We start from the raw sequence: 18,285 nt of genomic DNA on the forward strand, positions 1-18,285 counted from the left end.
GAGTGCATTTCTTGGGCTGCTGCATCGAGCGGCGCGTGGCACGACCGGCACTCCCGGGCCCGCGGAATAGTGCCCGCCTAGGATGTGTTGTAGCCCACGGAGCCGCGGAACGATTCGAGCGACCGGCTCCGGGTGCTCGGCTCCCGCCCCACCCGTCACCGCTCGTACAGACCCCGAGGAGTTGCCGTGCGCGACATCGTCATCATCGGATCCGGCCCCGCCGGCTGGACCGCCGCCATCTACGCGGCGCGCGCCGAGCTGCACCCGGTGGTCGTGGCCTCGTCGGTCGAGATCGGCGGCGACCTGATGAACACGACGGACGTCGAGAACTTCCCCGGCTTCCCCGACGGCGTCCTCGGCCCCGAGCTGATGACCTCGATGCAGGCGCAGGCCGAGAAGTTCGGCGCCGAGACCTTCTACGACGACGTCACCTCCCTCGATCTCGAGGGCGAGGTCAAGACCGTCCACCTCGGCTCCGGCGAGAGCATCGAGGCGAAGACCGTCGTCGTCGCGACCGGATCCGCGTACCGCAAGCTGGGCCTCCACGACGAGGACCGCCTATCGGGACACGGTGTCTCGTGGTGCGCCACCTGCGACGGCTTCTTCTTCAAGGGCAAGACAATCGCCGTCGTCGGCGGAGGCGACTCCGCCATGGAGGAGGCGACCTTCCTCACCAAGCACGCCGCGAAGGTCTACGTGATCCACCGCAAGGACTCGCTCCGCGCCTCGAAGGTCATGCAGAAGCGCGCCTTCGACAACGACAGGATCGAGTTCATCTGGAACGCCGAGGTCACCGGCATCACCGGCGAGAACCACGTGGACGGCGTGAAGCTGCGCGACACGGTCGACGGCACCGAGTCCCACCTCGACCTCGACGGCCTGTTCATCGCGATCGGCAACGACCCGCGCACGCACGTCGTGCACGGCAAGCTCGACCTCACCACCGAGGGCACCATCTCGGTGGTCGGCCGCTCCTCCCAGACCTCCGTTCCCGGCGTCTTCGCCGCGGGCGACGTGATCGACCCGACCTACCGTCAGGCCGTCACCGCCGCGGCATCCGGAACGGTCGCCGCCCTCGACGCGGAGCACTACCTCGCTTCGCTCGCCGATGGCACCGCCCACACCGAAGGCTCACCCCGGGCCGAGCTCATCACCCGCTGACCGTCCGGTCATCGCACATCGGAGCCGGCAGCCCGCCGACTCGTGAAGGAGAAAACACCATGTCCACCGCGAAGAGCGTCACCGACGCATCGTTCCAGTCCGACGTCCTCGACTCCGAGAAGACCGTCCTGGTCGACTTCTGGGCCGAGTGGTGCGGCCCCTGCCGCATGGTCGCACCGATCCTCGACCAGATCTCGGCCGAGCACGGCGACAAGATCGAGATCGTCAAGCTGAACGTCGACGAGAACCCGCAGACCGCTGCGAAGTACCAGATCACGTCGATCCCGGCGATGAAGGTCTACCAGAAGGGCGAGGTCGTGAAGACCGTCATCGGCGCCAAGCCGAAGCCGGCCCTCGAGGCCGACCTGGCCGCGTTCCTCTGAGTTCACACCCCTGACCGCCCTCTGCGGTCTCCGAGAGCCCCTGTCACGTCGTGACGGGGGCTCTCCTCGTCCCAGCGGGGCTGTTTCACGTGAAACAGCCCCGCTGGGACGCAGGCCACGCTCCCTGCGGTGGCGCCCGACCGCCCCGCCGCAGCACAGGACCGGCCGGTACTGTGGATCCACCCGGCTCTGGCCGGAGAGACCCTGTCCACCGAGCGAAGCGGAACCATCGTGACCAACCGCGGCACCAACCTCGACCCCTGGTACAACTCCTATGCGGAGCGCACGGCCGGTCTGGCCGCCAGCGAGGTTCGAGCCCTGTTCGCCGTCGCGTCACGCCCCGAAGTGGTCTCGCTCGCCGGCGGCATGCCGTTCGTGTCCGCGCTCCCCCAGGACCTGGTGACCGGCGCCATCGACACAGTGATGCGGGAGCAGGGGCCCGTCGCGCTGCAGTACGGGTCGGGCCAGGGCGTCCCCGTCCTGCGCGAGCAGATCCTCGACGTCATGGCCCTCGAGGGCATCTCCGCCAGCGCGGACGACATCGTGGTCACCACGGGCTCTCAGCACGCCCTGGAGCTCGTTTCGAAGCTGTTCCTGGACCCGGGGGACGTCGTCCTCTCCGAGGGCCCCAGCTACGTCACGGCGATGGTCATCTTCCGGTCGTACCAGGCCGAGGTCGAGCACGTCCCGATGGACGAGCACGGGCTCATCCCCGCCGCCCTCCGCGAGCACATCGCCCGCGTGCGCGCCGCCGGCAAGACGATCAAGTTCCTGTACACGATCCCCACCTTCCACAATCCCGCGGGCGTGACCCTCAGCTGGGAGCGCCGCGTCGAGATCCTCGAGATCTGCAAGTCCGAGGGAATCCTCGTGCTCGAGGACAACCCGTACGGCCTCCTCTACTTCGAGGACGTCCCGCCGAAGGCGATGCGCTCGCTGGAGGAGGACGGAGTGATATACCTCGGCACGTTCTCGAAGACGCTCGCTCCCGGCTTCCGGGTGGGCTGGGCTCTCGCTCCGCACGCGATCCGCGAGCGGCTGATCCTCGCCAACGAGGCGGCCGTCCTCAGTCCGTCGTCCTTCAGCCAGCTGGTCATCTCGAAGTACCTCGAGACGGCCGACTGGCGCGGACAGATCGACACCTTCCGCGGCGTCTATCGTGAGCGGAAGGAAGCGATGCTGAAGGGCCTGCAGACCCATCTGCCCGGCCTCAGCTGGACGAACCCGAACGGCGGCTTCTACGTCTGGGTCACGCTGCCCGAGGAGCTCGACTCCAAGGCGATGCTGCCGCGCGCAGTGAAGGAGCTCGTCGCGTACACGCCGGGTACCGCGTTCTACGGCAACGGAGACGGACGTCAGAACATCCGCCTCTCGTTCTGCTACCCGACGCCGGAGCGCATCGGTGACGGCATCCGCCGCCTCGCCACGGTCATCAACGGAGAGCTCGATCTGCTGTCGACCTTCGCGGGCACGGGCCGGCTGAGCAACGCCGACGCGAGCAAGCGTGACGCCGTCCTGCCGCCGAACGTCTCCTGACACCGCTCCTTCGATAAGAAAGCCCTGGTCATGACCGATTTCTCTGTGCTCGACCGTACACTCGACATCGTCGTCATCAGCGGTGGCATCAGCCACGAGCGCGACGTCTCCCTGCGGTCGGGCCGTCGCGTGGCGGATCGTCTCTCCGCGATGGGCCACCGCGTCTCCCTGCACGAACCGGACGCCGGCCTCCTCTCGACGCTCCTGCAGAAGCGTCCCGACGTCGTCTGGCCCGCGGTGCACGGGGCGAGCGGTGAGGACGGTGCGCTCCTCGGGCTCCTCGAGGCGGCGGGCTTCGCCTACGTCGGCTCGCGGACGGACGCGGCGCGCCTGGCCTGGTTCAAGCCGACCGCGAAGACGCTCGTCGCTCGCGCGGGCTTCTCGACCCCGCGCTCCGTCACCCTCCCCCGCGAGACCTTCCGCGAGCTCGGAGCCACCGGGATCCTGGAGCAGGTCGAAGCGCACCTGCCCGGCTCACTCGTGGTGAAGCCCGCTCAGGGCGGTTCGGCCCAGGGCGTCAGCATCGTGACGGAGTCGTCGCAGCTCCCGCGAGCGATGGTCGAGGCGTACACCTACGGCGACGTCGTTCTCATCGAACAGCAGATCCAGGGGACCGAGGTCTCCGTCGGTGTTCTCAACCTCGGTGACGGTCCTTTCGCCCTGCCGCCTGTCGAGATCGCACCCGTCACCGGCCAGTACACCTTCGAGGCGCGCTACAACGCGGGGGAGACGCACTTCTACACACCGGCACGGATCTCGCCGGAGATCACGGAGGAGGTGTCCCGCGTGGCCGTTGCGATCCACGAACTGCTGGGACTCCGCCACCTGTCGCGGCTCGACTTCATCATCGACGACGCCGGACTCCCCTGGTTCTTCGACGCGAACGTTCTTCCCGGAATGACCGAGACCTCGCTCGTTCCCCAGGCTATCGAGGCGTCCGGCCGCTACCTCGGCGACGTCTACTCCACCCTCGCGAAGCTCGCAGCCTCCTGACTCCATACCGTTTCACGTGAAACGGTCCGTTGGGCGTACGCTGCTGATCACGTGGCTGCTGAGTTCTGAACGAGTGCTCGAATCCATGCCAGACGAGTAATTGCGTCGCGGCCGATCAGGACCCTCTATCGCCGCCTTCTCCCTACAATGCGGGTCGAGTAGCCGCTCAATAACGGGTCCACGTCTTCATCAGCAGACCAGTAGTGCCAACTCGGGGAAGAACCCGAGGGCGCGTATCGACTCCCACCAACCTTAGACATCTGTCGCCGCGCCGGCCGATTATCCGCAGATCAGAGTGGTACATCCCGCCCCCGCCGCCACCTTTTCACCAAGCCCACGGGCATCCATCGCCACCTGGTCCTCGTCGTCATGCTGGTCGAGTAGACGCATTGCCGCGTATCGAGACCCGGACACCCCCATTGGGTATCTGGCGGGCGTTGCCTGGAGCGATGTATCCGCGCCCACTGTCTGGCCATGTCCGCAGACATACCGGTGAAGAGCAGTAGTGCGTCGAATCGAGGCTCACCACGATCGCCACCCGCGCCATCTTTGGGGAGACACAACATGGTCGATCGACGCTGATCGACACCAGGCACCCGTCGCCATGCTGGTCGAGTAACCACAACGCGACGTACCGAGACCCACGGCCCGAAGGGATCCCTTTAGCTTGGTTCTCCGACCTCAACTTCGCCTCGGGGGGGTGGTGTCTCTCTTCCGCTGGTCAGGCGAGCAATCTCTTTCGAGCATTGCGGTCGAAGTCGGTCCCACGAGGATCCGCATGGGCGTCCAATGTTCTCGGCAGGGGCGTTTCACGTGAAACGCTTCCGCAGCCGTTGAGCAACTTCGATCCGAAATGTTGCGCCCGTTGGAGCGAGTCGAGCCGACGAGGGCCTCCTCTCCTACATGACAAGCTCGTAGCTCTTCAATGGCTAGGCCGCCCTAGAGCGGACCGTTTCACGTGAAACGGCCTTTCCATCGTCTCTTTCAGTGCTCTCTGGGGGCGACCGCCGACGGGGTCCTCCGTCAAACCTCGGCGAACCCACTCATCACATCTGCATCGATCCGCGAAAACGAAGCGATACTGCCTTTCGTCTAAGCTTGCCCCCCGCCGGCCAATTTCTGGAGGTCCAAGAAGCACTCCTCACCGGCGACTTGGGATGCACGGACAGCCGAGGTGATCCTCATCTCAGCGGCCAACGTAGGAATGTTTCACGTGAAACATTGCGCACGCGAATATCGGCGACCATGACGTCGCCCTGGGCAGCGGAGAGCGCCATCGAGTACGACCCGCCCAGGCACCCGTCCAGCGCCCGCCAGCGAGTCACCGAAAGCGACATGAACTCCCGAGGTCAACGACGTCTGAACTCAGCCAACCCTAGATCCGGCGCTCCACGCCTACTCAACCGCCATGTAGGCGCATCGTGAGCTGCTCTATCCAGAGATCAATGCCCCAGATACTCGGCGATCGTCACCGTTCGGCAATACCAGCCGTATTCTCGACCAGGACCGGAGCCAGCAGGGCCCCGCAGAACCTGGGACCACTTCATCGGTCTGTACCGGTCAGAAGGGCCTATCAATCAGAGAGGACGACAACCGAGAATTCTCAGCTCACAACGCATCTCGAAGATCGCCCCAAGCGTGCTGATCTGCGATCGCGGTGCCGACGAGGGGAGCGGATACCGCCACATCGGCGATTGCTGCCAAGAACACAGCGCGAGCACGCGCACGCCAGCCGCACGGCGAATCAGTGGCGGCCGCTAGGCCGGCCACTACGGAGCGAGCGACACCTCGGTCGGCTCCCCGATCTCGGCGAGGATGCGGTTCAAGTCCTGGATGGTGGCGAAGTCGATGACCATCTGGCCCTTACGTGCGCCCAGGGTGACCTTGACGCGCGTGTTCAACCGGTCGCCGAGGTGATCCGCGATCGACGAGAGGTGTCCGGAGTGCCCGCCCTGCTCCTCCACCACGGGACGCACGGTCGTCCGCGGCGCCTTCAACTGCGCGGCGGCAGCCTCGGCGGCACGGACGGACAGGTCCTCGTTGACGATCTTGTCGGCCAGGCGGCGCATCATCTCGACGTCGTCGAGGGACAGAACCGCACGCGCGTGTCCTGCGGTCAGGACGCCGGCAGCGACGCGGGCCTGCACATCGGCCGGGAGCCGCAGGAGACGGAGCGTGTTCGAGATCTGCGGCCGCGAACGTCCGAGCCGCGTCGCCAGGGCCTCCTGGGTGATCCCGAAGTCGCTGAGGAGCTGCTGGTAGGCGGACGCCTCCTCGAGCGGGTTGAGGTCGGCGCGGTGCAGGTTCTCCAGCAGCGCGTCGCGGAGCATGTTCTCGTCGGCCGTGTCCTTGACGACCGCGGGTATGGTGGTCAGTCCCGCGGCCTTCGAGGCGCGGAACCGGCGCTCACCCATGACGAGCTCGTACTTCGCTCCGCCGCGAGCCGTCACGGGCCGGACGACGATCGGCTGCAGCACTCCGAACTCGCGGATGCTGTGGACGAGTTCCGCGAGGTCGTCCTCGTCGAACACCGACCGCGGCTGCGCCGTGTTGGGGGTGATGTCGGCGAGGGGGAGTCGCGCCAAGCGCGCTCCGGGGACCTCGAGGAGCTCCTCGGCACGGGCCGAATCGCCTACCTGATCAGGGAAGAAGACGTCGACGGGCCGGGAGCGCGACTCGTCGCTGGTCGGGATGAGCGAGCCGATCCCCCGGCCGAGTCCCGTGCGCTTGGTCGCCATCAGCGTGCCTCTCCTTCGTGTGCCGTCTCGGGTGTCTTCCGAGCTCCGCGTCGTGCGATCTCCGCGGCCGCCTCCAGATACGCCAGCGAACCGGACGACTGCGGGTCGTAGCTGATCACGCTCTGTCCGTAGCTCGGCGCCTCCGAGATCCTCACGTTGCGTGGGATCACCGCACGCAGCACCTCCTTCGGGAAGTGCTCTCGGACATCCGCTGCCACCTGCTGGGAGAGGTTGGTGCGGCCGTCGTACATGGTCAGGAGGATCGTCGAGACACCGAGGTTCGGGTTGAGGTGCCGCTCGATCAGGTCGATGTTCTTGAGCAGCTGGCTGAGCCCCTCGAGCGCGTAGTACTCGCACTGGATCGGGATGAGCACCTCGCGAGCGGCGACGAACGCGTTGATGGTCAGCAGACCGAGCGACGGCGGGCAGTCGATGAAGACGTAGTCGAACGGCTCGTCCATGGTGTCGAGCATGCGGTCGAGCGCACGGCGGAGACGCTGCTCGCGTGCGACGAGCGAGACCAGCTCGATCTCGGCGCCGGCCAGGTGGATGGTCGCCGGCACACCGTAGAGCGAGGCGAACTCCGGGCTCTTCTGCACGACGTCCGCGAGGGGAGTGTCGTTGACGATCACGTCGTACACGCTGGCCGTCTCGGCGCGGTGCTCGATGCCCAGGGCCGTCGACGCGTTGCCCTGCGGATCGAGGTCGATGACGAGCACCTTCGCCTCACCGCGGGCGAGCCCGGCGGCGAGGTTGACGGTCGTCGTCGTCTTGCCGACGCCGCCCTTCTGGTTCGAGATCGTGATGACGCGCGTCGACTCGGGCTTGGGCAGCGGCTGGGCGTTCAGCAGTGCGCGCCGGCGGGTCATGTCCGCGATCTCCCGGGCCAGGGGAGTCGAGGAATCGAAGCCTCCGGTCAGACCGGCGGAATCGGTTTGTTTCACGTGAAACCTTCGCTCAGCGAGTGGGACGGACAGCAGCACCGAGGAGTCGACGGACGAGGAGTCGGGGGCTCACTGCGGCGTCGTGGCGATCAACCCACTGTAGCCCGGACGACCCTCGTCACCTCGGAGAGCACGCCGTCGCCGAGCACGACGACCTCGGGCGGGGAGAGCCGGAAACGACGGATCTGCTTGGCCGCCGCCTCGATCTCCTTCTCGGCGTTGATGCCCTTCAGCAGGACCAGCTCGCCTCCAGGCCGCAGCAGCGGCGCGGTCAGCGGGATCAGCTTCGAGAGGGCGCTGACCGCCCGAGCGGTCACCTGGTCGAGAGGCTCAGCGAGCTCCGCCTCTTCAGCACGGACTCGAAGAATTGAGACATTCTCGAGTCCGAGTCCGTCCACCTGCTCCTGAAGCCAGACGACGCGACGCTCCATCGGCTCGATGAGCACGAAGCGAACGTCGGGCCGCACGATGGCCAGGACGAGCCCGGGAAGGCCCGCGCCACTGCCGACATCACCCACCAGTCCCGGACGCAGGAGAGGGGCCACCAGGGCGCTGTTGAGCACGTGCCGCGTCCAGAGACGGGGGAGCTCCAGGGGCCCGATCAGGCCGCGCTCCTCACCCTGGTCAGCGAGAGCCTCCGTGAACCGCCGCAGCAGGGGCAGGCGGTCGCCGGCGATCGCCGCAGCGGCTGCGGGCTCGGCCTCGAGGGTCGACTCCACGCCGTTCAGCCGCGGGTGATGACGGTGTGGCGCTCGCGCGCCTCGCCGCGCGACTCCGACACGAAGCCGCGCTCGCCCACCATGTCGTGGACCAGCTTGCGCTCGTACGACGACATGGGCGGGAGCGAGGCCGACGTGGCGCCGTCCTCGATCCGCTCGATCGCGCGGTCGACCAGCTGGGCGAGCTCCGCCTCGCGGGCGTCGCGGGAGCCGCCGATGTCGAGGATGAGGCGGGAGAACGCGCCGGTCTTCGTCTGGACCGCCAGGCGCGTCAGCTCCTGCAGTGCCTGGACGGCGTCGGGGCGGGAGAGCACCCGGAGGTTCGTGTCGCCGGAGGCGGTGACCGAGAGGTAGGCGCGGCCGTTGCGGACCTCGATGTCGATGTCGCCGTCGAGGTCGCAGATGTCGAGGAACTCCTCGATGTAGTCGGCGGCGACGTCGCCCTCGTCCTCGAGCTGCGAGAGCGTGGACTCGGGCGCCTCGTCGACGGCGGACGCGTCCACGTCCGCGGGTGCGGACGCGTCGTCGGTGATGGTCTGCATCGGATCGGTCATGGCGGCTCTACTTCTTTCCGGCTTGCTTCTTGGAGCGGTTCTTGCTCACGGGCTGCGTGCGCTGCACGGCCTTCTTCTCGACGAGGGTGACGTCGCCGGCGGCCGTGGTCTCCTCGACCAGCTTGCCCTTGCGGCGCAGGCGCTCCTCGCGGGCCTTGGCGGCCTCGCTGCCCGGGGTCGGCATGTTCCGGATGACGATGAACTGCTGGATCATCGTCCAGATGTTCGAGGTCAGCCAGTAGAACATGACGCCGAGGGGGAACGCGAAGCCCGAGAAGGCGAAGACGAGGGGGAGAATGTAGAGCAGGATCCGCTGCTGCTTGAACGTCGGCGAGGCCTTCGCCTCGGGCGACATGTTCTTCGAGACGATCTGCAGCTGCGTGATGAACTGCGACGCCGTCATCAGGACGACCATGATCACCGCGATGATGATGACCGGCTCCTGGCCGCCCTCGGCGAGTGCGCCCTGGATCGACTGGTGCAGCGGTGCGACGCCGAAGAGGTTCGCCTCGCCGAACTGGCGGGCGAGCGTCTCGTCGAGCGGGCCCACGCCCTTCTGGCTGTGCTGCGCCGCGTTCAGCACCGAGAACAGGCTGAAGAAGATCGGCATCTGGATCAGCAGGGGCAGGCAGGAGGCGAGCGGGTTGGTGCCCGTCTTCTTGTAGAGCTCCATGGTCTCGCGGGACATCGCCTCGCGGGACAGCTGGTCGCGCTTGCCCTTGTACTTGTCCTGGATCTTCTTGAGCTGGGGCGCGACCTCGAGCATCCGACGCTGGCTCTTGATCTGCTTGACGAAGATCGGGATGAGCGCGGCGCGGATGACGATGACCAGGCCGACGATCGAGAGGACCCAGGTGATTCCCGCGGCCGCCTCCATGCCGGTGAAGGTCAGCAGCTGGTGGAAGGCGACGAGGAGCAGCTCGACCACCCACTTGAGGGGCCAGAGGATCGTGCCGAGGAGGTCCATGGAGTGGGGTCAGTCCTTTCGAGGGCCCACGACGAACCCGGCTCGCGTCACGGCGAAGCGGGTCCGGCCGGAAGCCGGTCGGTGCAGGGGGATCGAGGTCGGGACGTCGTCGATGCCGCCGGCCGCCCACGGGTGGCAGCGGAGCAGACGGCGGGCCGCGAGGACGGAGCCGAGGACGAGCCCGTGGAACTGGACCGCCTGGAGCGCGTACGCGGAGCACGAGGGGTAGTAGCGGCAGACGTCCCCGTAGAGAGGGGACACGACCGCCCGGTAGACGATCAGGAGCAGGACGCCGATGTTCCGCGGCAGCAGGAGGATCGCCCACCCGAGCCGGGCGAACGGCGCCTCGCGGCGGGGGAGCACGGCGGTCACGAGGACGCCCCGCTCTTCCGCGCGGCTCGCGCCATCGCGGACCACACCTCGGAGCGCAGCTCCGACCAGGGGGCGTCGGCGCTGCCGGGCAGCGCGCGGACGACGACCTGGGTGCCGGGGTCGATCTCGGGGACGAGCTCGAACGCCACGGCCTTGAGCCGGCGGCGGACGGTGTTGCGCGTCACCGCGGTGCCGACCGTCTTGGCGACGATGAACCCGAACCGCGCCGGATCGCCCGCGGAGGACCGGCGGACATACGTGACGGTGTGCGGTCCTGTGGACCGCACACCGCGACGGACGACTGTCCGGTACTCGCCTCCGTGGACGATGCGATTGGCTCTGGCCAGCACCGCTGGTCGGTACCGCTCGCTGCTAGGCGGAGAGCTCGGTGCGCCCCTTGGCGCGGCGCGCGCTGAGGATGCCGCGGCCGGCACGGGTGCGCATGCGCAGACGGAAGCCGTGCACCTTGGCGCGACGACGGTTGTTCGGCTGGAAGGTTCGCTTGCTCATAATCAGATCTCCACGTACGTGTTCCGCGGCGCGAACCGGCACCACCCGCTCGGGCGGAGACTCGGATCCTCCGGGAAGAAGGGGTGCCCGGCTGCGGAATCCGCTCGGCCTGCGAGGGCCGCACGGACGACACCGGGCAGGCGTCAACTGATTTAAACTACGGCCTGTTCCGTCACCGGTCAAATGTGGACGGCGCGAAACCTCGATCATGCACACGGGACACGGGGTTCCGCGCATTGACACGCGGGTGTCGCTGTGGTGGATTTGTCTCCCGTCGGCTCCGTTCGTTACGGTGTTGAGCCGCAGTTATCCACAGGTGGGATCCGCGTCCTCCCGCGCCCGCACAGGCATCGCTCGAGGCCGGTGGACAACCCTGTGGAGAGAGCGGCACTCGAGACCCGGCTCCGCGCCCGGTCCGCGACGCCCCTGCAGCGGGCGGCGACGGGTCCGGCGGAGACGGCGATCCCGCAGCGACTTCACAGCGACAGCACCCAGGACCGGAGACAGATGGCAGACGACACGTCGATGGTCGACGCGTGGAACGTGATCCTCGGCGCACTGTCCCGGGACGAGCGGATCACCGCTCCCCTCTACGGGTTCGTCTCGCTCGTGGAGCCCAAGGGCATCATGGCGGGCACCTTCTACCTGGAGGTCCCGAACGAGTTCACCCGCGGGATGCTCGAGCAGCGCGTGCGCGTGCCCCTGCTCAGCGCGATCGGGACGCTCGACGACTCCTTCGGCGTCACGACGTTCGCCTTCGTGGTGAACCCCGACATCGAGCACGAGCCCCTCAGCTCCCCGTCGTCGCAGGAGTCGATGAACCCGTTCGAGCCGATCACCGCCTCCTCGGCGACGGTCGCGCCGACCCGCGGGGTCGAGGAGCTGCGGACCGTGCCGGCGACCGACACCCGGCTGAACCCGAAGTACAGCTTCGACAACTTCGTCATCGGAGGCTCCAACCGGTTCGCGCACGCCGCGGCCGTCGCGGTCGCCGAGGCTCCCGCCAAGGCCTACAACCCGCTCTTCGTCTACGGCGACTCCGGGCTCGGCAAGACGCACCTCCTCCACGCCATCGGCCACTACGCGATGAGCCTCTACCCGGGGATCCGCGTGCGGTACGTCTCGAGCGAGGAGTTCACGAACGACTTCATCAACTCGATCGCGAACAACCGGGGCAACGCCTTCCACGGCCGCTACCGCAACGTCGACATCCTCCTGATCGACGACATCCAGTTCCTGCAGGGGAAGGCGGAGACGCAGGAGGCGTTCTTCCACACCTTCAACCAGCTGCACGACCACAACAAGCAGGTCGTGATCACGTCCGATCTGCCGCCGAAGGCCCTGACGGGCTTCGAGGACCGGATGCGCTCGCGCTTCGAGTGGGGCCTCATCACCGATGTGCAGGCTCCCGACCTCGAGACCCGCATCGCGATCCTCCGCAAGAAGGCGGTCAGCGAGAAGCTGCTCGTGCCCGACGACATCCTCGAGTTCATGGCGTCGAAGGTGTCGAGCAACATCCGCGAGCTCGAGGGGACGCTCATCCGCGTCACCGCGTTCGCGAGCCTGAACCGCACGCCGGTCGACATGTCGCTCGTGCAGACCGTGCTGAAGGACCTGATCACGCTCGACGAGGACAACGTCATTTCGCCGGTCGACATCATCAACCACACCGCGGACTACTTCAAGCTCACGGTCGACGACCTCTACGGCTCGTCGCGCTCGCAGGCCGTCGCCACCGCGCGCCAGATCGCCATGTACCTGTGCCGCGAGCTGACGAACCTCTCGCTGCCCAAGATCGGCCAGCTGTTCGGCAACCGCGACCACACCACGGTCATGTACGCGAACAAGAAGATCTCGGAGCTCATGAAGGAGCGCCGCAGCATCTACAACCAGGTCACCGAGCTGACCACCCGCATCAAGACGAACCGCTAGTCGGTAGTCGTACGGTCCCCGGGACCACCTGTCCCGGGTGACGTGTCCGGGGGTCCATCGGCGTCCGTGCGCGGTGGTCGGGTAGTCGCTCCCCTCTCTTCGTGTGAGGGGAGGCGACGGGGATCGCGGCGCGAGCAGCAGGGCGTCGGTGTCGGCGCGCGTCGAGATCGGGCGAAGGCGCTGGCGGGGGTCTCGATACGGCTCGCTGGGGCTACTCGACCAGCATGAACCGCACGTGCTCAAGGGGTCCGGGTGAGCGGATGAGCGGCCGGCGTGCGATCGGACGGTGTCGATCCGCCGAGCGACGGCCAGGAGAGCAGCGCAGGGGAGAGGGAGCGCGCATCGTCTTCCGCGCCGCTCGGACGGCGCGAGCCGCGTTCGACAGTCTCCGTCGTGACCCGGAGACGTCGTCGACGGACTCCTCGACCCACTGCGCGGGCCTCGGACACGCCGCCTCGCGCGCCTCGGAGGGCCGATTTCCACAGTGTGAGGAACCTGTGGATAACTGTGGACAACCGCCTCGGGACTGTGCGCCGGGAGAGCCCGCCTGTGGAGGGCGACCGGTCGGCTCGGATCGCTCCACAGGGCGTCCACGGGCCCGCTCACACTCCCTCCACAGGGGCGGGTCCCTCCGATCCCACCCAGGAGTAGGGGTCCGAAGCGTTTTCCACAGTTTCCACACGTGTTAACACTGTTAACGCAGTTCTCTCTTTAATGAAGCCTCGACCGGCAACCTCTCCACAGCGGCTCGGGAGTGCTCGGCGGTCCACCCCCTTCCGAGCTCGTCGAGCCCGGCGGGTACGATGGGCGACGGTCTTCGTCCGCGACTCGTCAGGGGTGTACTCGTGAGGTTCCAAGCCAACCGCGATGTCTTCAGCGAGGCGGTGTCCTTCGCGGTCAAGCTGCTTCCGCAGCGCACGACCCTGCCGATCCTCTCCGGAGTCCTCATCGAGGCGACCTCCGAGGGTCTGACGCTGTCCTCCTTCGACTACGAGGTGTCCGCGCAGACGCAGATCGCGGCCGACGTGGAGGAGACGGGGACCGTGCTCGTCTCGGGCCGTCTGCTCGCCGACATCGCGAACCGCCTCCCCAACGCTCCCGTGCGCATCGCCACGGAGGAGTCGCGCGTCTCGGTCTCGGCCGGCTCGGCGCACTTCACGCTCCTGCAGATGCCCGTGGAGGAGTACCCGAGCATCCCCGAGATCGATGCCTCCACCGGCCTCGTCCCGGCCGACGCCTTCGCGGCCGCCGTCTCGCAGGTGGCGGTCGCCGCCTCCCGCGACGACGTGACCCCCGTCATCACCGGCGTGCAGCTCGAGATCACCGAGAACACGATCGGCCTCGTCGCGACGGACCGCTACCGCGTCGCCGTCCGCGAGATCGACTGGGACAACGGGGACAACCCCGCGCCCACCCAGCCGCTCACCGCCCTCGTGCCCGCGCGCACGCTGCAGGAGGTCGGCAAGACCTTCGGCCACTCCGGCACCGTCTCCGTCGCGATCACCAACCGCGACGAGCGCGAGCTGATCGCCTTCACCGCGGACCGCAAGACCGTCACGTCGCTGCTGATCAAGGGCAACTTCCCGCCCGTGAAGCGCCTCTTCCCCGCCTCCGTCGAGAACTACGCGGTCATGTCGACCAGCGACCTCATCGAGGCCACCCGCCGCGTCTCGCTCGTGCTCGAGCGAGAGGCGGCCCTCCGCTTCAGCTTCAGCAGCGACGGCCTCACCCTCGAGGCCATCGGCTCCGAGCAGGCGCAGGCGTCCGAGAGCATCGACGCGATCGTGACCGGCGACGACGTGGTCGTCTCGCTCAAGCCGCAGTTCCTGCTCGACGGCCTCGCCGCCGTCCACTCGGAGTTCGTGCGCATCGCGTTCACGAAGACCGAGAACCCCAACAAGCCCGGCCCCGTCCTGATCACCGCGCAGACCTCGCGGGAGCAGCCCGGCAGCGACAGCTACCGCTACCTGCTCCAGCCCAACCTGCTGCTGCGCTGACCACTCGCCGGATCGCAGAGCCGCGACCGCCCCGCTCCCGACGAGCGCCCGCCCGCCGGACAACGAATCCAGGAAGGTTCACCATGCACATCGGACTCGTCGGCCTCGGCAAGATGGGCGACAACATGCGCTCCCGCCTCCGCTCCAAGGGGCTCGAGGTCACCGGCTACGACCGCAATCCCGACGTCTCGGACGCGGCCTCTCTCGACGAGATGATCGCCGCACTCCCCTCGCCCCGCATCGTCTGGGTGATGGTGCCGGCCGGCGAGATCACCGACGCGGTCGTCAAGGACCTGTCGGAGAAGCTCAGCGAGGGCGACCTCGTCATCGACGGCGGCAACTCCCGCTTCACCGAGGACTTCAAGCACGACGCGCTGCTGAAGCCCAAGGGCATCCACTACATCGACGCGGGAGTCTCCGGCGGCGTCTGGGGACTCCAGAACGGCTACGGCCTGATGGTCGGCGGCCCGAAGGAGCTCGTCGAGTACGCCATGCCCGTCTTCGACGCGCTGCGCCCGGAGGGCCCCCGCGAGGAGGGCTTCGTCCACGTCGGCGAGGTCGGCGCCGGCCACTACGCGAAGATGGTCCACAACGGCATCGAGTACGCCCTGATGCAGGCGTTCGCCGAGGGCTACGAGCTGCTCGAGACCCGCAGCGACATCATCAAGGACGTCACCGGCACCTTCAAGGCCTGGCAGCGCGGCACGGTCGTGCGCTCCTGGCTGCTCGAGCTCCTCGTCCGCGCCCTCGAGCAGGACCCGGACTTCAAGAACATCGAGGGCTACGTGCAGGACTCGGGCGAGGGCCGCTGGACCATCGAGGAGGCCATCAACAACGCCGTCCCGGTGCCCACGATCAGCGCCTCGATCTTCGCCCGCTTCGTCTCCCGCCAGGAGGACTCCCCCGCGATGAAGGCCGTCGCAGCGCTCCGCAACCAGTTCGGCGGGCACTCCGTCAAGGCCGTCGACTGAGTGGGCTGGTGAGGACTGCCTCCGGCAGTCCTCACGGCGGTCGGCTTCCCGAGGGGGGCGCGTTCCGTAGAGCCGGTGACGGACGGCGGACTGCGGCCCGCCGCCCCCGTGAGGCAGGGATGCTCTCACGGAGGCGGCGGGCCTCCGGCCGCCTCCACCCTGCTACCGGCGTCGGGCGGCGAGCCTGCGGCCGCCTTCACGGGCAGGGACGGGGCTCGGCCGATCATGGTGAGCGAGTAGTGGCCCCGGAGGGGCGTATCGGGATCCGCGTCCCGGACGGTTCCGCCGCCGTGCCGGTCGAGTAGCCCGAAGGGGTGTGTCGAGACCGGGGGCGCAGGCCAGGCCGGCAGGGGGAGAGCGGGCCGCAGGCGCCGGAGCGGGTGGATCGGCCGATCGGGACGGGCGAGGAGCCCGCAGGGGTGCAGGGAAGGCCCGCGACGACGGGTGGAGGAGAGGAGCGCGACGTGCAGGTGACGCAGCTGGCGCTCAGCGACTTCCGGAACTACGAGTCGGTCGACGTCGATCTCGTGCCCGGACCGAACCTCTTCGTCGGCCGCAACGGCCAGGGCAAGACGAACCTCGTCGAGTCGCTCGGCTACCTCTCCACCCTGGGCTCGCACCGCGTGTCGAGCGACCAGGCGCTCATCCGCGCCGGCCGGGACAGTGCCGTGGTGCGCGCCCGCCTCCGCAACGGCGAGCGCGACCTGCTGGCCGAGGTGCAGATCAACCGCTCCTCCCCCAACCGCGCGCAGATCAACCGCGGCGGGATCAAGCCGCGCGAGCTCCCCCGCTTCTTCTCCAGCGTCCTCTTCGCGCCGGAGGACCTCCTCCTCATCCGCGGCGACCCGTCGGCCCGCCGCCGCTTCCTCGACCAGCTGGTGATCCTCCGCTCCCCGCGGATGAGCGCCGTCCAGGCCGACTACGAGCGGGTGCTGCGCCAGCGCAACTCGCTGCTCAAGTCCGCACGGGCGAGCGGCGTCCGCGACCCCTCGAAGCTCGGGACCCTCGACATCTGGGACGAGCGCCTGATCGCGCTCGGGACCGAGATCATGCAGTCGCGCCTCACCCTGGTGGAGGAGCTGAGCGGACCGGTGCGCGCCGCGTACGAGGCGGTCGCCGGTGCCGACCAGCGTCCGGTGCTCCGCTCCCGCCTGAGCATCGAGGGCGCGGTCGACGACGACGGCGAGCCCGTGGAGCAGCCGGGCGCCGCGTCACCGGCGGCGGGCGAGGGACTGGCGGAGGCGTTCGCGTCCGCGCTGGCCGGGGTGCGACGCCGCGAGCTCGACCGGGGCGTCTCCCTCGTCGGCCCGCACCGCGACGACGTGCAGTTCGAGCTGAACGCGCTGCCGGCCAAGGGCTACGCCAGCCACGGCGAGAGCTGGTCGTTCGCCCTGGCGCTGAAGCTGGGCGCCGCGGAGCTGCTCCGGCGCGACTCCCCCATGGGCGATCCGGTGCTGATGCTCGACGACGTCTTCGCCGAGCTGGACGCGCGCCGGCGCGAGCGCCTCGCCTCGGTGGTCGCCGACTACGAGCAGGTCCTGATCACCGCGGCCGTCTTCGACGACGTCCCGGAGGCGCTGGCCGCGCACACCGTGCGGATCGAGGCCGGCCGGATCGTCGGCACGGGCGCCACTGCCGCGCCGATCGCCGTGCCGGAGCCGATCGCACCCGACTCCGCCTCGTCCGATCCTGTGTCCTCCGACTCCCCTCCTCCCGGTCCCGAGTCCTCCCGCTCCTCTTCTCCCGATCCGGTCTCGTCCGTTTCCCCTTCTCCTGGCGCCGTCTCCTCCGCCGCGGCGTCCTCCGCGGAGCCCGCGTCCCCAGCGCCGGCGTCCACAGATCCCGCGTCCCCGGAGCCGCCCGCCCCGTCGGAGCCGTCCGATGGCTGACTCCCCCCGCCGCGGAGCCCCCGCACCCGACTCCGAGGCCGCCCGCGTCTACCGCCACCTCAAGGAGGTGTTCGGCGCCGACGGCCCGCGCCGCATCCGGAAGACCGTCGAGCGCGCCGAGCCCAAGGGCGACGCGATCCCGTTCGGCAAGGGCCGCGACCCGCACGACCTCGGCGACGTCCTCGACTCCCTCACCGTGAAGCTCGGCTGGACGGCACCGCTGGCGCAGGGCGACCTGATGTCGTCGTGGACGGCGATCGCCGGCGAGGAGACCGCGAAGCACTCAACTCCGGTGGGCGTCGTCGACGGCGTGCTGACGGTCGCGTGCGAGTCCACGGCGTGGTCGACCCAGCTCCGGCTGATGCGGATCGAGATCATGAACCACATCGCGGTGAACTTCCCCGACGCGGGCATCGCGTCGATCCGTTTCCAGGGCCCGGACGTCCCGAACTGGAAAAAGGGTCCCAGGTCGATTCCAGGGCGTGGTCCGCGCGACACCTACGGCTGAGGACGCATTTTCGGTCGACCGCCGATCTTTCGCGCCTCAGATCGCCGTCCAGCGCTTCGGATCGACCCGGCACGCGGTAGAATGGAGGGCCGCCGAACCGCAGTGACGCCG

The 18,285-nt window shown here is 68.4% G+C and carries 16 protein-coding genes and 1 pseudogene; 9 read left to right on the forward strand and 8 right to left on the reverse strand.

The genetic code is table 11. The features are described from left to right. Positions 1 to 186 precede the first annotated feature (186 nt). The 4 genes from trxB to C5C99_RS00725 all read left to right on the forward strand — a co-directional run bounded on the left by trxB (position 187) and on the right by C5C99_RS00725 (position 4,073). Positions 187 to 1,161 (forward strand): thioredoxin-disulfide reductase, encoded by a 975-nt coding sequence (trxB, locus tag C5C99_RS00710; protein WP_104222688.1) that lies wholly within the window; start codon positions 187 to 189, stop codon positions 1,159 to 1,161. Between the two features lie 59 nt (positions 1,162 to 1,220). Then, on the forward strand, positions 1,221 to 1,544 hold the full coding sequence (gene trxA, locus C5C99_RS00715; protein WP_104222687.1) for a thioredoxin: 324 nt from the start codon (positions 1,221 to 1,223) through the stop codon (positions 1,542 to 1,544). Positions 1,545 to 1,775: 231 nt separating this feature from the next. Continuing rightward, the gene (locus C5C99_RS00720; protein WP_104233029.1) at positions 1,776 to 3,080 is read left to right on the forward strand and encodes a PLP-dependent aminotransferase family protein; all 1,305 of its coding nucleotides are present in this window, start codon (positions 1,776 to 1,778) and stop codon (positions 3,078 to 3,080) included. Between the two features lie 30 nt (positions 3,081 to 3,110). Beyond that, entirely contained in the window at positions 3,111 to 4,073 is a 963-nt protein-coding gene (locus tag C5C99_RS00725) for an ATP-grasp domain-containing protein (protein ID WP_104339442.1), read from the forward strand. A gap of 1,769 nt (positions 4,074 to 5,842) precedes the next feature. Here the strand turns inward: C5C99_RS00725 and C5C99_RS00730 are convergent. The 8 genes from C5C99_RS00730 to rpmH form a co-directional block, all read right to left on the reverse strand. Continuing rightward, positions 5,843 to 6,811 carry a ParB/RepB/Spo0J family partition protein gene (locus C5C99_RS00730; RefSeq protein ID WP_104339443.1) on the reverse strand — a complete coding sequence of 323 codons (969 nt, stop codon included), beginning with the start codon at positions 6,809 to 6,811 and terminating at the stop codon, positions 5,843 to 5,845. Then, positions 6,811 to 7,680 (reverse strand): ParA family protein, encoded by an 870-nt coding sequence (locus C5C99_RS00735; RefSeq protein ID WP_104247021.1) that lies wholly within the window; start codon positions 7,678 to 7,680, stop codon positions 6,811 to 6,813. The genes C5C99_RS00730 and C5C99_RS00735 overlap by 1 nt, the downstream gene beginning before the upstream one ends. Before the next feature lie 164 nt (positions 7,681 to 7,844). After that, the gene (gene rsmG, locus C5C99_RS00740) at positions 7,845 to 8,474 is read right to left on the reverse strand and encodes a 16S rRNA (guanine(527)-N(7))-methyltransferase RsmG (RefSeq protein WP_181065634.1); all 630 of its coding nucleotides are present in this window, start codon (positions 8,472 to 8,474) and stop codon (positions 7,845 to 7,847) included. A 5-nt stretch (positions 8,475 to 8,479) separates the two neighbouring features. Further along, positions 8,480 to 9,028 carry a R3H domain-containing nucleic acid-binding protein gene (locus C5C99_RS00745; protein ID WP_244229531.1) on the reverse strand — a complete coding sequence of 183 codons (549 nt, stop codon included), beginning with the start codon at positions 9,026 to 9,028 and terminating at the stop codon, positions 8,480 to 8,482. A 7-nt stretch (positions 9,029 to 9,035) separates the two neighbouring features. Beyond that, positions 9,036 to 9,995 (reverse strand): membrane protein insertase YidC, encoded by a 960-nt coding sequence (gene yidC / locus C5C99_RS00750; RefSeq protein ID WP_104222681.1) that lies wholly within the window; start codon positions 9,993 to 9,995, stop codon positions 9,036 to 9,038. Between the two features lie 9 nt (positions 9,996 to 10,004). Beyond that, positions 10,005 to 10,367 carry a membrane protein insertion efficiency factor YidD gene (gene yidD / locus C5C99_RS00755; protein WP_374953717.1) on the reverse strand — a complete coding sequence of 121 codons (363 nt, stop codon included), beginning with the start codon at positions 10,365 to 10,367 and terminating at the stop codon, positions 10,005 to 10,007. Then, complete coding sequence (gene rnpA, locus C5C99_RS00760; protein ID WP_104222680.1) at positions 10,364 to 10,717, reverse strand: ribonuclease P protein component; 354 nt, start codon at positions 10,715 to 10,717, stop codon at positions 10,364 to 10,366. Before rnpA ends, yidD begins: the two co-directional genes overlap by 4 nt. Positions 10,718 to 10,739: 22 nt before the next feature. Continuing rightward, positions 10,740 to 10,877, reverse strand: coding sequence for a 50S ribosomal protein L34 (rpmH, locus tag C5C99_RS00765; RefSeq protein ID WP_055784512.1), 138 nt, complete (start codon positions 10,875 to 10,877; stop codon positions 10,740 to 10,742). Between the two features lie 627 nt (positions 10,878 to 11,504). Here rpmH and dnaA point away from each other — a divergent pair. From dnaA to C5C99_RS00790, 5 genes and pseudogenes are all read left to right on the forward strand, one after another. After that, positions 11,505 to 12,809, forward strand: coding sequence for a chromosomal replication initiator protein DnaA (gene dnaA, locus C5C99_RS00770; RefSeq protein ID WP_374952921.1), 1,305 nt, complete (start codon positions 11,505 to 11,507; stop codon positions 12,807 to 12,809). 845 nt (positions 12,810 to 13,654) lie between these two features. After that, positions 13,655 to 14,806, forward strand: a complete 1,152-nt coding sequence (gene dnaN / locus C5C99_RS00775; RefSeq protein ID WP_104222678.1) for a DNA polymerase III subunit beta — start codon at positions 13,655 to 13,657, stop codon at positions 14,804 to 14,806. A gap of 83 nt (positions 14,807 to 14,889) precedes the next feature. After that, complete coding sequence (gene gnd / locus C5C99_RS00780; RefSeq protein ID WP_104222677.1) at positions 14,890 to 15,777, forward strand: phosphogluconate dehydrogenase (NAD(+)-dependent, decarboxylating); 888 nt, start codon at positions 14,890 to 14,892, stop codon at positions 15,775 to 15,777. Positions 15,778 to 16,241: 464 nt separating this feature from the next. Then, positions 16,242 to 17,396: pseudogene (recF, locus tag C5C99_RS00785) on the forward strand (DNA replication/repair protein RecF); the annotation flags it as partial. Between the two features lie 262 nt (positions 17,397 to 17,658). Continuing rightward, positions 17,659 to 18,174, forward strand: coding sequence for a DUF721 domain-containing protein (locus tag C5C99_RS00790; protein ID WP_104237766.1), 516 nt, complete (start codon positions 17,659 to 17,661; stop codon positions 18,172 to 18,174). Positions 18,175 to 18,285: the final 111 nt, after the last annotated feature.

This window comes from Rathayibacter sp. AY1C4, from assembly GCF_002932195.1.
Classification (GTDB): domain Bacteria; phylum Actinomycetota; class Actinomycetes; order Actinomycetales; family Microbacteriaceae; genus Rathayibacter.

What these genes read in the sequence shown, in the direction of transcription:
- trxA (WP_104222687.1), top strand. Translation starts at nt 1,221, where the DNA reads ATGTCCACCGCGAAGAGCGTCACCGACGCATCGTTCCAGTCCGACGTC.
- C5C99_RS00725 (WP_104339442.1), top strand. Translation starts at nt 3,111, where the DNA reads ATGACCGATTTCTCTGTGCTCGACCGTACACTCGACATCGTCGTCATC.
- C5C99_RS00730 (WP_104339443.1), bottom strand. Translation starts at nt 6,811, where the DNA reads ATGGCGACCAAGCGCACGGGACTCGGCCGGGGGATCGGCTCGCTCATC.
- C5C99_RS00735 (WP_104247021.1), bottom strand. Translation starts at nt 7,680, where the DNA reads ATGACCCGCCGGCGCGCACTGCTGAACGCCCAGCCGCTGCCCAAGCCC.
- C5C99_RS00745 (WP_244229531.1), bottom strand. Translation starts at nt 9,028, where the DNA reads ATGACCGATCCGATGCAGACCATCACCGACGACGCGTCCGCACCCGCG.
- yidC (WP_104222681.1), bottom strand. Translation starts at nt 9,995, where the DNA reads ATGGACCTCCTCGGCACGATCCTCTGGCCCCTCAAGTGGGTGGTCGAG.
- rpmH (WP_055784512.1), bottom strand. Translation starts at nt 10,877, where the DNA reads ATGAGCAAGCGAACCTTCCAGCCGAACAACCGTCGTCGCGCCAAGGTG.
- dnaA (WP_374952921.1), top strand. Translation starts at nt 11,505, where the DNA reads ATGGCGGGCACCTTCTACCTGGAGGTCCCGAACGAGTTCACCCGCGGG.
- gnd (WP_104222677.1), top strand. Translation starts at nt 14,890, where the DNA reads ATGCACATCGGACTCGTCGGCCTCGGCAAGATGGGCGACAACATGCGC.
- C5C99_RS00790 (WP_104237766.1), top strand. Translation starts at nt 17,659, where the DNA reads ATGGCTGACTCCCCCCGCCGCGGAGCCCCCGCACCCGACTCCGAGGCC.